The 14025-nt window shown below is 32.2% G+C and carries 10 protein-coding genes; 7 read left to right on the forward strand and 3 right to left on the reverse strand.

From position 1 onward, the window contains the following. Positions 1 to 6: 6 nt before the first annotated feature. Positions 7 to 1353 (reverse strand): Trk system potassium transporter TrkA, encoded by a 1347-nt coding sequence (gene trkA / locus Q0783_RS00780; RefSeq protein WP_230933968.1) that lies wholly within the window; start codon positions 1351 to 1353, stop codon positions 7 to 9. A gap of 122 nt (positions 1354 to 1475) precedes the next feature. On the opposite strand from trkA, the gene ubiE reads away from it, so the two are divergent. Both ubiE and Q0783_RS00790 read left to right on the forward strand, forming a co-directional pair. Next, positions 1476 to 2207 (forward strand): bifunctional demethylmenaquinone methyltransferase/2-methoxy-6-polyprenyl-1,4-benzoquinol methylase UbiE, encoded by a 732-nt coding sequence (gene ubiE / locus Q0783_RS00785; protein ID WP_298754945.1) that lies wholly within the window; start codon positions 1476 to 1478, stop codon positions 2205 to 2207. 31 nt (positions 2208 to 2238) lie between these two features. Beyond that, entirely contained in the window at positions 2239 to 2952 is a 714-nt protein-coding gene (locus tag Q0783_RS00790) for a porin family protein (protein WP_298892496.1), read from the forward strand. Here Q0783_RS00790 and Q0783_RS00795 read toward each other — a convergent pair. Next, entirely contained in the window at positions 2939 to 3664 is a 726-nt protein-coding gene (locus tag Q0783_RS00795; RefSeq protein WP_298892498.1) for an RNA methyltransferase, read from the reverse strand. The genes Q0783_RS00790 and Q0783_RS00795 overlap by 14 nt on opposite strands. A 197-nt stretch (positions 3665 to 3861) precedes the next feature. Between Q0783_RS00795 and Q0783_RS00800 the strand changes: the two genes are divergently transcribed. The 4 genes from Q0783_RS00800 to Q0783_RS00815 all read left to right on the forward strand — a co-directional run bounded on the left by Q0783_RS00800 (position 3862) and on the right by Q0783_RS00815 (position 12504). Continuing rightward, entirely contained in the window at positions 3862 to 6342 is a 2481-nt protein-coding gene (locus Q0783_RS00800) for a BamA/TamA family outer membrane protein (protein WP_298892500.1), read from the forward strand. Between the two features lie 125 nt (positions 6343 to 6467). Beyond that, positions 6468 to 7535: a class II fructose-bisphosphate aldolase gene (gene fbaA, locus Q0783_RS00805; protein ID WP_230933973.1), complete on the forward strand. Its 1068-nt coding sequence runs from the start codon at positions 6468 to 6470 to the stop codon at positions 7533 to 7535. 36 nt (positions 7536 to 7571) lie between these two features. Then, positions 7572 to 8429 carry an acetyl-CoA carboxylase, carboxyltransferase subunit beta gene (gene accD / locus Q0783_RS00810; RefSeq protein ID WP_298892504.1) on the forward strand — a complete coding sequence of 286 codons (858 nt, stop codon included), beginning with the start codon at positions 7572 to 7574 and terminating at the stop codon, positions 8427 to 8429. 160 nt (positions 8430 to 8589) lie between these two features. Further along, positions 8590 to 12504 carry a caspase family protein gene (locus tag Q0783_RS00815; RefSeq protein ID WP_298892506.1) on the forward strand — a complete coding sequence of 1305 codons (3915 nt, stop codon included), beginning with the start codon at positions 8590 to 8592 and terminating at the stop codon, positions 12502 to 12504. 91 nt (positions 12505 to 12595) lie between these two features. On the opposite strand, the gene Q0783_RS00820 is transcribed toward Q0783_RS00815, so the two are convergent. Continuing rightward, complete coding sequence (locus tag Q0783_RS00820; protein ID WP_298892508.1) at positions 12596 to 13477, reverse strand: hypothetical protein; 882 nt, start codon at positions 13475 to 13477, stop codon at positions 12596 to 12598. 180 nt (positions 13478 to 13657) lie between these two features. On the opposite strand from Q0783_RS00820, the gene rpsO reads away from it, so the two are divergent. After that, on the forward strand, positions 13658 to 13927 hold the full coding sequence (gene rpsO, locus Q0783_RS00825) for a 30S ribosomal protein S15 (protein WP_230935007.1): 270 nt from the start codon (positions 13658 to 13660) through the stop codon (positions 13925 to 13927). Positions 13928 to 14025 lie beyond the last annotated feature (98 nt).

A 14025-nucleotide genomic window follows, 5' to 3' on the forward strand; every position in this document is an offset into this window, starting at 1 on the left:
TAGATATTAGAAAAAGAATCTTTCGACCTTAGTTATGGATCTAGGTAAGCAACATACAACAACCTTATCTCCTACCTCAATTTGAAAATCTCCTAAAGGAATAATCCCAATATCATTTCTAATTACGCCTCCTATAATTGCCGAACGAGGAAAATCTAATTCCTTAATAACTTTTTGAGTGATCTTAGATTTTGAAGTCACTTCAAACTCTAATAACTCGGCATTCATATTACTCAATTTGGTCATTGCTAAAACTTCTCCTCGCCTAATATATCTAAAGATATTATTGGCTGCCAAAAGCTTTTTATTAATCAAGGTATCAATACCTATAGACTGAGATAACTGGTAATAATCCATATTCTCTACTAAAGCAATCGTTTTTTTCACGCCCTTAGATTTGGCTACTAAGCAAGACATAATATTCGTTTCGGAGTTTCCTGTCACCGAGATAAATGCATCCATTTCTGTAATGTTCTCTTCTTCAAGGAGCTCAACATTCCTTCCATCACCATTAATAACTAGTGCATTGGGTAAGTCATCGGCACATTCAAAAGCAACTTCTTTATCGCTTTCGATCAATTTTACCTTAAATTTACTTTCACAAAGATCTCTAGCCGTTTTGTACCCAATTTTACTACCACCTAATATCATGATGTTTTTAAGTTCTGTTTTTACTTTTCCTGAAAGTTCAAACAATTCTTCATCGCCTCCTTTAGAGGTCATAAAAACAACTTTATCACCTTCTTTAAATTCTGTATCGCCTCGTGGTATAATAGTATATTGCGTTCCAAAACGTTGAATAGCAATAGGGACAAAATGCAATTCTGGAAAAACTTGTGCAGCTTCTCTAACTGTTTTACCTACAAAACTTGCAGTTCGCGACAAACGTAAACTCAACATTGTTAATTTACCGTCTTCAAACTCGTAAGTATCATTAAAGCCATATTGATTAAGTAGCAGTTCTATTTCGGCAGCAGCTAATGTTTCTGGTGAGATCAATTCGTCTATTCCAAACTTTGTAAACCCAACTTCTGTTTGATCTAAAAATTCAGAATTAGAAATTCTAGCTATCGTTTGCTTTGCTCCTAGCTCTTTAGCAAGAACACAAGCTGTAATATTGGTTGTTTCAGAAGAGGTTACAGCAATAAATAGCTCAGACGTATTAATTCTGGCTTCATTTAAAATAGCTATAGAGGTCACATCACCTTTAATCACTCTAATATCTAAGTGATCATTAGCATATGCCAAACTATTTTTATTTGTATCTATTAAAGTAATCTCCTGAGACTCATACGACAATAGTTTAGCCAAATGAAATCCAACTTCTCCTGCACCTGCAATAATTATTTTCATGGATATGTTTATTCAAAAAAACATACAAATATACTACATTATTATGTGATTGAGAGACTCTTAAAAGTAAGCGTCAAATTATTTAAAGCTATTAGTTTTAAGTATATTTGCAAAAAAAAAGAATGTCCTCAAAAGTTACTCCATATAAGGATAGTGATTTGAATAAAAAGCAACAAGTCACTCAAATGTTTGATAATATCTCAAAAGAATACGATGGTTTAAATCGTGTGATTTCTTTTGGTATTGATATTAAATGGCGTAATAAAGTCGTAGATATTGTATCTCAAGGACACCCTGAACGCGTTTTAGATATTGCTACTGGTACTGGAGACCTAGCCATAAATCTTGCAAAAACTAATGCAAAAGAGATTATAGGTTTAGATATTAGCGATGGGATGTTAGAGGTAGGACGACAAAAAATAAAAAGTAAAGATTTAGACAACCTTATTACAATGGTAATTGGTGATTCTGAAAATTTACCTTTTGAAGATAATAGCTTTGATGCAATAACGGTAGCTTTTGGTGTTCGAAATTTTGAAACTTTAGAAAAAGGACTTGCTGAAATTTTAAGAGTATTAAAACCAAACGGAACATTTGTGATATTAGAAACATCAGTTCCAACAAAAACACCGTTTAAACAAGGTTATAAATTCTACACTAAATACATTTTACCAACCATAGGAAAACTCTTCTCTAAAGACCGATCTGCTTACACTTATTTAAGCGAATCTGCATCTGTTTTTCCATATGGTGAGGTTTTAAACAATATTTTACGTAAAATTGGGTTTATTAACGTGCAAGACAAACCTCAAACTTTAGGAGTTGCAACAATTTATGTCGCATCCAAAGCTTAATTGTGGTTGACATGTCATTACCGTGATATTTATGAAGAAAATACTTATCCTTTTAACCCTACTTATTGTATCGCAGAGTGTTTCTGCACAGTTATTTAGTAGGGAAAAAATAAAAAATATTGAGAATTTTGATAAAAAAAGACTGTCATGGGGATTTTATCTTGGGCTCAACAGTTACGATTATCAATTTAATTACGAGAGAGATCTTAAAGAGATTCTAGTTGAAACTAATTTAGGTTTCAGTGTAGGCCTTGTATCTAACCTAAGACTTAATAATCATCTGGATCTTAGATTTGAACCAGGGCTGTTTATTACTACAAGAAACATACAATATGATCCGAGTTATTTCAATGGTATTGAATCAACAGATTCCGATTTATTGCGTGAGGTAAAGTCTACCTATGTTCATTTCCCTTTATTATTAAAAGTCTCCACCAAACGTTTAAATAACTTTAAACCTTTTGTTATAGGTGGATTTTCTATGGCATTAAATCTATCGAGTAATGAAGAAAATCCTGATGACAATGCTGCTGGTCAATTTAGAACCAAGAAGAATGTTTTATTTTATGAGTTAGGTATTGGTATCGATTTCTATAATCAATGGTTTAAATTTACACCTTCCATACGTGGTGTATTTGCACTCAATGATGAATTGATTAGAGATGAAGATCCTGATAGCCCTTGGACAAGTAATATTAGGACTATGAAAACTAGAGGAGTCTTCTTAAATTTTACTTTTCAGTAGACATTCTTTTAAACTCACTCAATACAACTGCAGTGGCAGTTGCTACGTTTAAGCTTTCTGTAGCTTGCAAGTTTCCAAATCTTGGAATACTCAATCGCTTTGTTACTTGTTTTCCTATTGCTTCTGAAATACCATTAGCTTCGTTGCCCATAATGATAATACCAGTATCTGATAATGTTTCATTGTAAATAGTATCACCATCCATAAAGGTACCAAAGACTTCAGTTTTTGTACTCTTTATAAAGTCGTTAAGGTCTGTATATTGAACATTCACACGAGTTAAGGAACCCATAGTGGCTTGTACCACTTTTGAATTATAGCAATCTACAGTAGCCTTACTACATATCAGATCTTTAATTCCAAACCAATCGCAAAGCCTAATAATCGTTCCAAGATTTCCTGGGTCTCTCACATCATCTAAAGCCAAAATTAATCCGTTATAAACTATTTCATTTTGCTTTGGAATCCTAAAAACAGCAACAGCTGTATTAGGTGTTTTCAAGCTACTTATCCTTAGAAGATCTTTTTCAGAAATTAAAACTGTTTCTGCATTAAAAATAGCTTCTGTTGAAAACAATTGGTATAACTCAAAACGAGAATTCAAAAACTCTTGAATACCTTTTATACCTTCAACCACAAATAATTGATGCTGGATTCTAAACTTTTTTTGGCCTAGGCTCGCAATTAATTTTATGTGATTCTTTGTTAGCATTAAAATGTATTTACTTTTGTGTTGTTTTAACTAAAATACAAAGTAATACTTTTTTGGTCTATTATTTGTTATGATTAGACCACAATAAAACTGTAAATTTGGATAGAACTTAAATGCAAACACTTTCTTTTTTGAGATTTGACCTTTCCAAGATATTAATCTATGTATTAATATGCACGACCTTTTCGTGTAATATAATGAAGCGTGTAGAAAAGAATGAGCATTTATTGACGAACAATACCGTTTTGGTTAATGACAAAAAGAATACTTCCGAGACCATCTCTAATTTGCTCTATCAAAAACCAAATGGCACCTTGCTAGGCATTCCATTACGTGTTCATATTTATAATTTAGCGAGACCCAATATAGACTCCATATTAAATGCTAAGTATAGAAATCCAGATAACCCAAGAACTGGTTTAAAGAATTTGTTATCATTAAAGCAATATGAGGCCTTTATTAAATCAAAAAAGAATTTCAACAATTGGCTTAAAAAGACAGGAGAAGCACCAGCAATATATGATGAAGCTAGAGCCGAAAAAACAGCTAATGCATTAAGGAAATATTACTTTAGTAAAGGTTGGTTTAATGTTGAAACGTCTTTCGAGACCGAAAAAGACAGTAATCAACGTGCTAGAGTTACTTATAAAGTCAATACTGGAGACCCTTATGTATTAGATTCTATCCACCAAAACATAAAAACACCAATAATAGATTCTTTGTATAATTCTAGATTAAAGCAAGGGTCATTGATAAAAAAAGGGCAACAATATGATGAGGCAAATTTTGCAGCCGAACGAGATCGATTAACTGAACAACTAAGAAATTCAGGTTTTTATCATTTTGGTCAAGACTATATTACCTTTGACATTGATACGATTAGTAACGATAAAAAAATAAAAACCGATCTAATAATTGCAGACAGAGCTGTTAGAAGTGAAGACTCAATTACACGTGTACCATTCAAGATTTATAAAATTAAAGAGGTTAATATCTACACTGATTTTAAAAACGAAAATCGAGATTCTACCATTACAGATTCGGTACAATTTAAAGACTATAATTTATATAGTTTTGACAAACTAAACTACAGACCAAAAGCCATTACAGATGCCATTTTTATTAATAAAGGCGAAGTATTCAAAGATATTGATCGAACGCGAACCTATCGTTATTTAAGTCAACTACAAGCCTTCAGGTATCCAAGAATTGACTATATCCCAAATGAAACCGACACGACGCTGGTTGCTAATGTTTATTTAGTTCCGAGGAAAAAGTTTGAAATGACCAACAGTTTTGAAATTTCGCAAAGTAATATTCAAACTGTAGGCTTTGCATTTAGTACAGGATTACTTATTAGAAATATTTTTAGAGGTGCCGAAACTTTAGAGATTTCAGCTTTAGGCTCAATAGGTTCATCTCGAGATGCCTCAGATACAAAAGATCAGTTTTTTGATATTAATGAACTTGGTGGCAATTTACGGTTAAATATTCCTCGATTTTTCCTTCCGTTCAATACCGAAAAGATCATTCCAAAGTACATGTCGCCAAGCAGTAGAATAACATTAAGCGCTACAAGTCAAACCAATATTGGATTAGACAAACAAGCATTTACCGGAACCGTAAACTACAACTGGTATCCTTCGCGAAAAGTGACTAATAATCTTGATCTTTTCAATGTTCAGTTTGTAAAAAACCTTAATACTGGAAATTATTTTGGTGTATATACGACATCTTTTGACCGACTTAATTCTATTGCTCGAGGAATTGGCTATATAGCAGATGACGAAAGTTTAGAAAACCCGTTAATACCTAACGATTTTTCTCCTGCTGATACATTTATAGGTGATGTTTTAGGCAATAGCACTTCACTTGTGCCTGGTGATAGTGATTTTATAGATGTTAATAATATCAATCAACGAAAAAACCGACTTACAGAAGACAACCTTATTTTCTCATCTAGCTTTAACTACGTGAAAAATCGTAGAGAAAATTTATTTGACAATGATTTTTCAATCGTACGTTTTCGACTAGAATTAGCAGGAAATTTATTATCTAATTTATCAAAAGCATTTAATCTGCCAAGAAATGCCGATGGAAGATATGAATTATTTGGTGTGCCATTTTCGCAATATGTTAAAACCGAAATTGATTATGTTAAGCATTGGGATCTTGGTCGAAAAAATGAGTTTGCAATTCGAACTTATTTTGGTATTGCTATACCTTACGGAAATTCAAATAGTATACCATTTGCAGAAAGTTTCTTTGCAGGTGGTCCAAATGATGTTCGTGCATGGACGGCCTATAACTTAGGTCCAGGAAGTTCATTCTCTACTAACGAGTTTAACGAAGCTAATATGAAAATTACGCTTAGTGCCGAACAGCGTTTTAACCTCTTAGGGCGTTTTAATGGAGCCGTTTTTATTGATGCTGGAAACATATGGAACGTATTTGATAATGTCGAAGATGAGAAGGCTACCTTTGATGGGTTTGACTCTTTAAAAGACATCGCCATAGGTTCTGGATTTGGTATTAGATATGATTTTGGCTTCTTCGTACTTAGAGGTGACATTGGTTTTAAAACTTATGATCCATCTAGAGAATTAGGCAATCGTTGGTTTAAAAATTACAACTTTAGCAATGCCGTTTACAATATTGGTGTCAACTATCCTTTTTAGTCTCTTTTTTTCTTCAGAAACGATAACGTTTGCGTAAGTTTTACTTACGTCAAAGTCTTAAAATCCTGAAATATTAGTCAAATTTTATGTATTTTTGACTTTTAATTTTCAACTAAAAAACTAACATGAGTCACAACATAAAAGCCGGAGTTGCAACTGGACGTGAAGTACAAGATATTTTCAATCTCGCAAAAGAAAAAGGATTTGCCTTGCCAGCTGTAAACGTTATTGGATCTAATACAATAAATGGCGTTCTAGAAACTGCTAAAGCACTTAATGCGCCAGTAATTATTCAATTTTCTAATGGTGGAGCGCAATTTAATGCAGGTAAAGGACTAAGTAACGAAGATCAAAAGGCAGCAATTGCTGGATCAGTTGCTGGTGCAAAACATGTGCATTTAATGGCAGAAGCCTATGGTGTTCCTGTCATTTTACATACAGATCATTGTGCAAAAAAATTGTTACCATGGATAGATGGTTTACTTGATGCCAGTGAACAACACTTTAAAGAGACTGGGAAACCATTATATAGTTCTCACATGATTGACCTTTCTGAAGAACCGATAGAAGAGAATATTGAGATTTGCAAAACGTACCTCGAACGTATGAGTAAAATGGGAATGACGCTAGAAATCGAATTAGGAATCACAGGAGGAGAAGAAGATGGTGTAGACAATACAGATGTTGATGATTCTAAATTATACACACAACCAGAAGAAGTGGCTTATGCTTATGAAGAATTAAGTAAAGTAAGTGATCAATTCACAGTTGCTGCTGCCTTCGGAAATGTTCATGGTGTTTACAAACCGGGAAATGTAAAACTAACGCCTAAAATCCTTAAAAACTCTCAAGAATTCTTATCTCAAAAGCATAATTTACCTCATAACCATATTGATTTTGTATTTCATGGTGGATCGGGTTCTACAGTTGAAGAAATTAGAGAAGCTATAGGATATGGTGTTATTAAAATGAATATTGATACTGATATGCAATATGCATTTATGAGCGGAGTTCGTGATTATATGGGAGAAAAAGCTGAATATCTTAAAGCTCAAATTGGAAATCCAGATGGTGATGATGTACCAAATAAAAAGCATTATGACCCAAGAGTTTGGCTAAGAAAAGGAGAAAATGCATTTGTGGAACGCTTAAAAAAGGCATTTGAAGACCTTAATAATGTAAATACTTTATAACTTTGCATCACTAACTACTAATTAAAACTCTGTTTAATGTCTTGGTTTAAAAGGAAAGATAAGGGAATACAAACCTCTACTGAAGAGAAGAAAGACACACCTAAAGGGCTGTGGTACAAATCTCCAACAGGTAAAATTGTTGACACAAAAGAATTAGAACAAAACTTTTATGTAAGTCCGGAAGATGGATATCACGTAAGAATTGGAAGTAAAGAATACTTCGAAATTTTATTTGATGATAATAAATTTGAAGAATTAGATCCAGGATTAACGTCTAAAGATCCTCTAAAATTTGAAGACACAAAAAAATATCCAGATCGCTTAAAAGCTGCTCAAGAAAAAACGAACCTAAAAGATGCGGTTAAAACAGCCGTTGGAAAATCTAAAGGGAAAGACCTCGTCATTGCTTGTATGGACTTTACGTTTATTGGTGGTTCTATGGGAAGTGTTGTAGGCGAAAAAATTGCAAGAGCTGCCGACTATGCACTTAAGAAAAAAATCCCATTTATGATCATCTCCAAATCTGGAGGAGCACGTATGATGGAAGCTGCACTATCTCTAATGCAATTAGCTAAAACATCAGTAAAGCTAGCACAATTAGCAGATGCAGGAATTCCTTATATCTCATTATGTACAGATCCAACAACAGGAGGTACTACAGCATCGTTTGCCATGCTAGGAGACATCAATATTAGTGAACCAGGAGCGCTTATTGGATTTGCAGGGCCTCGAGTTGTAAAAGATACTACTGGCCAAGAATTACCAGAAGGGTTTCAAACTTCGGAGTTTTTACTAGAACATGGTTTCTTAGATTTCATTACACATCGTAGAGATTTAAAAAATAAAGTGAATTTATATATTGACTTGATTACAAATCAAAGTGTAAGAGCCTAAAAACTCAACCATTATAAACAAGAAAAGCCTCATAAGTTGTACAATTTATGAGGCTTTTCTTATTTATAAAAATGAGCTAATCACCTTCTCCTTTTAAGAACAAATGTTTTTTCTTAACTTTAAGAATATTCTTTCAATTAAAAACCTAACTGAGCATTTCATGAAAAAAATACTGTCACTTGTATTTTGTTTAGTATTCACGGTTAACAGCTTCTCTCAAACTACTGTAAGAAGAGATAGTTTAAGGCTAATTTATAATGTGTTTAATTACGATAATGCTTTTCCTATACTTCAGAAGACTGTCGCCAACCAAGTATCTAACGACGCGTCTGAAGCACTAGTAATCACACCAGAATATGGCTATTTTATTAACGTCAAACTGAGACGACTTATAAAAACTATAAAAAACCCATTGCAAGAACTAGAGAAAGACAATGTTGAATTTGAACGGAATGAACTAAAAGTTGATTGGAATAATAAAACTTTAGAATACGAAGCAAAAAAATTCAATGAAGAACGTGATCTTTATTTTAGTAGTGTAGATCTTGATGACAACGATAAAAAAGAACTTTATAACCATTTTACACAAGTAAATACAGGATTAAATATTCCTGAAAACAAAACCTATAAAGACATTTATATTTTCAAGAAAAAAGTCTCAGCTAATGATGATTATAAAGAAGCTATCATTTATTTCGATCAATACGCGACACAAGGCTATTTTTTTGATGAATCAATTAAAGTGACCAAGATTTGCAACTATTCTTATGATGAACTCGACAACATGGACTATAACATACGTTATATGGCATTAGACCCAAATTCGAGATACATCATGGCAGAAGACATAGAAAATAAAGGACTGAAAATTATCGATTTAAAATCTCTTAAAGAGTTTACCCAACTTCTTAATTTTAAACTAAACGATGTCCTTTTAATAAATGAACCCAACGACATTCTAAGTCTATCCGATTCTATTTTGAATAATCAGAGAGCGATTGAAAATCGCATCAATAAAAGTTTATCAAAATACAACTTAAATAGTTTTTCACCACCAAACGAAGAACATTTGATTGATTTCCATAAGCGCTATAAAACATTTTATGATGACGATTATTATATAAAACCTTCGATTGAGAGTTTAAAAAATGACTCGATACTAGTCTTTAAAAATAAAACTCAGAAATTGAGTGTTGATGGTATATTGAAAAATCTATATGATGAGTTTTATGAAGATCTTATAGAAGATGATAATACTTTCTTAGAAGAAGATGAAGACATGATTCGCTCTGCGTCGTACGTGTTGTATTATGCTATAAATCAAAACACAAAATCTAGGTATGGCTTAACTTATCTATATGATCATTTTACTCATTTTTCAGAAAAAAATAATGTCTTTGAATATACACCAATAATTCTTTTAGATTCAACTCATAATAACGGATCATTTTCATTTATTAGGAATAAATTATCTTATAACATTTCAGCAAACCGACCAAAGGAAGACATTGGAAATACTGAATTTGAATTTAAATTCTCCTATGAAAATTCATGGTACTGCGAAGATGAGCTTTTTGTTCTAGAAAAGCCACTACCCAACTTACACACAAGAATTGATAGACTCTACGATGATTATAACTCGGAAAAAATTAATTTTAAGTTTATCGATAATGATAGTCATATAACTCAGATTAACTTAATCGCTAAAGAGGATAACATTGTTAATATTGATATAGAGTCTCCTTTTGGACGTGGCCAACTAAAATTGCCAAGAAACAATTACAAGTTTGGATATATCCAAAAGAACAATCGTATTAATGATATTATCAAGCATTATAAAAATGTTCATAATCTAAAATCTGATGCTCAACTATACGAACATTATAATAAGTTAGGTGAAGATAATGTCGTCACAATTAAATTGGATCCTAAATTGGTTGCTGACCATATACCTTTAGAAGTATCAAGGGATTTTTGGACATCACATTTTAATAATGAAGACACACCTATTATTGGATTTTCAGACAATAGTCGTTATATGCTCTGGAATTCTCAGATTAGCTCAATATACAATTCCGAATTATTATATCTGGTAGATCTTAAAGACAAGAAAATTGTAGGTCGCTTCCCTTTTGACTACAGTAAAAAAATCCATTATCCCTCTTTTCACAACGATTATAAAGTGCTTCTTATGCCCTTATCTGAAAATCATTTTGAAGTCTATGACCTCATTAAACAAAAAAAATTGGCCGACTATTATTACTATTCCGAATCTGATTGGTATGTAGTTACGCCAGAATGTTTGTTTGATAAAAGTCCGAATGCTAAAGACAATTTATATTTTGTTTATGGTGATAAAGAAATTTTTGAGTTGGATCAGTTTAAAAAAGAATATAAAGTCAATGACTTACTAAACGTGTTACTTGGATACAACGATAAGCCGCTTCCTAAATTATTAAACCTTCAAAACGAAATAAAAAAGCTTCCACCAATTATTGACTATCAAATAATTGATAATACAGTTTTATCAGGAACAATTACCAAACGTGAAGGTGGTGTAAACAATGTTTTTTTTACAATTGCAGGAAGTGATAAAAAGGAAATTCCACTTGACTTTAACGATCAAGGCATTTCAAATTTTACACTTTCATTAGATGAGTTTAATGATAGTTATGTTAGCGACAATATGATATCGGTAAGAGCAACGAATAGCTCAAATACTATATCGAGCAATGGACCTATTTTAAATTATACATACAAAGCGTCTCTTAAAGATGCTCAAGTAAAAACATCGACTTACAATCCAGAGGCTAAACTATTTGCTCTTTTTGTAGGTATTGAAAACTACAACAATCGTAAATTAGAATATGCTGAAGACGATGCAACTGATATGGAAACTTGTGTTGATTTAATTAACAAGAAGCTCTACAAAAACAATCCATATATTAAGTCTTTGACCAATGTTCAAGCAACTAAAGACAATATCATAAATGAACTCAATTATATTAATGATAATGCGAGAGCTCAAGATGTGATCTTACTCTATTTTAGTGGTCATGGTATTACTGGTGATGCCTTACTGGATAAGCAAATTGGCAATAACAACTTTTATTTTATTACTGAAAACTTCAACTATGTGAATAAGGATTATTTTTCTGAAATAGAAATTGATAATCAATTTAACAGTGATGTCGCGATTTCATCTGCAGAGCTAATGAGTTTCCTTTCTGGAGAAAACTTATATGCTCAGAAGAAAATATTGATTATGGATGCTTGTTATTCTGGAAAACTGATAGAAGATAACACCTTAACCTCAGTTAAATCTGATGGTGGTAAATTAACAGCCGCACAAGAAAAAGCACTACGTGATTTAAACTCTAAAACTGGAACTGTAGTGATGACTGCGTCTCGAAGTGATGAAAAAGCCTATGAAGATGATATATACCAACATTCTTTCCTGACTTGGGGATTATTAAAAGCACTTAAAGAAAAAGACTTTGACGATGATAATGTTAATATTGGTGCTTGGCTGAGTTATGCCAAATACATTGTAGAGAATCAAATCTCTAACATACAAATTCAAAAACCATCTGTAGACTTCAATAAAGATTTTGATTTTGCTATTGGATCTGTAAAAGATAATGTCTTAGCTAATTTTAAACTCCCTAGTCCATTACCGTTAATGAATAATGCAAAAATTAATGGTGATAATAATTCCTTTAATTCTGTGCAACGAGCTTCGGAAATACAATCAAAAATAAGCACATTATTAAAAGAACATTCAAATTTAGAAAACACTTCTACACGTGTTTTTACGTTTAGGGAGCTTGATTATAAAGTAACCGAATCAGGATATAGACTCTATGGAAGCACTTCAATTAATCCTAATACTATTAAACTAAAGTATTGGCTTTTTAAAGACGGTAAGCCCATTACTTTAAATAAAACGCAATGCAACTTAGATGATGAAAACCCACAATACTGCCAAGTTTTTGACAAAAATAACTTAGATGAAGATATCGTTGCTTTTACAGATGATCTCATTAATCAAGTTAGAATACATAGAGAACAATAACATTAGTTGCTTAATATGTAAACGCTCATAAAAAAAGCTCTAGAACATAAACGTCCTAAAGCTTTTAAAAAACCAACTTAATCTACTAAAGTTAATTCAACGTCACATCAATCACGTTTCCGTTGTTTGTTGTGAAGGTGGCTTGATTATCGCAATCCCCATTTCCATAATCAAACGTCCCACCAAAATTTGTGCGTTGTACATCTACACTTCCACTTACAAAGTAAAAGCAAATCACTTCACGGCGTAAAGGTGTTAACACTTCATAGGTATGCATATTACCATTTACGAATGTTGTTGTCCAATTTCCTGTAATTTCAAAAACATTATCACTCCATACACCACTTCCAAAACCTTCAATCCATTCTTTTACTTTAAGTCCTTCTCTACTCGCTTGAGCACCATTAGGCCATATCACAGTCAAATCTAATGTATGCGTAAACTGTGGATTTCCGTTATCATTTGATAGTTGTTTCAAGAGTGTTTTACTACCTAAAATATTTTTAGCATCAAAGAAGAAGTCTATCAAATTATAGGTAATTAATACTTCTTGAGCTTCAGTATCTCTTGTATAAGAAAATACAATTTGCCCTTTAAGTAAATGACCATGAACGATACAACCCTCTGTACCAAAATCGATTGTTACTTCTCTAAATCCTTGCTGTGCAACTATAGTAATCGTGACACAGTCTGGTAATCCAGATTGCTGCGCTGTACGATCTAAAGTATTGGATTCTTCTTCTTCATAGGCGCCTATAATAATATCGCCAATCACATTTGCTGCTGTATCAATATCAGAAGAGAGTCTAACTTCTGAAATTTCTACATCTTGTTCTTCTTCTGTAACAGTATCTTCATTGCTACAACTTGTAAATGTCAAACCTAAAACCACTAAGGTTAACATAAATCTAGTACTTACTTTACTCACAGCATTTCTCATGCTAGCTTTGAGTTCATCATTTGTAAAATTCATAATTGAGTATTTGATGTTAATATGGTGTTAAGACTAACCAAAAATGAAAACGTTTAATTTTCCGAATAAAAAAATAAATCTAGGTATCGCAAATACTTGGAAATCATTAAAAATTACTATATTTGCCGCTTGAAAGAAAGACTTTCAACGTACATAAAAATCATTTACAATAATATTAGCATGTATTTAGATCAAAAAGAAAAAGAAGCAATTTTCAAAAAACACGGTAAAAATGCCAAAGACACTGGAACAGCAGAAGGTCAAATTGCATTATTTACTTACAGAATTAATCACTTAACTGAGCACTTAAAAAACAATCGTAAAGATTACAACACAGAACGCTCGTTAGTAAAATTAGTAGGTAAGCGTCGTGCTTTACTTGATTACTTAACTAAAAAAGATATCTTAAGATATCGTGCGATAGTTAAAGAATTAGGATTAAGAAAATAATATCAAAGAGGCTCCGTGCCTCTTTTTTTATATAAATAACTCTTACGATAGAGTATAATAATCGTAAATAAGAAGCTAATTACAGTTTTTCATTGGTC

The sequence above is a fragment of the uncultured Psychroserpens sp. genome (genome assembly GCF_947500255.1).
Lineage (GTDB): Bacteria > Bacteroidota > Bacteroidia > Flavobacteriales > Flavobacteriaceae > Psychroserpens.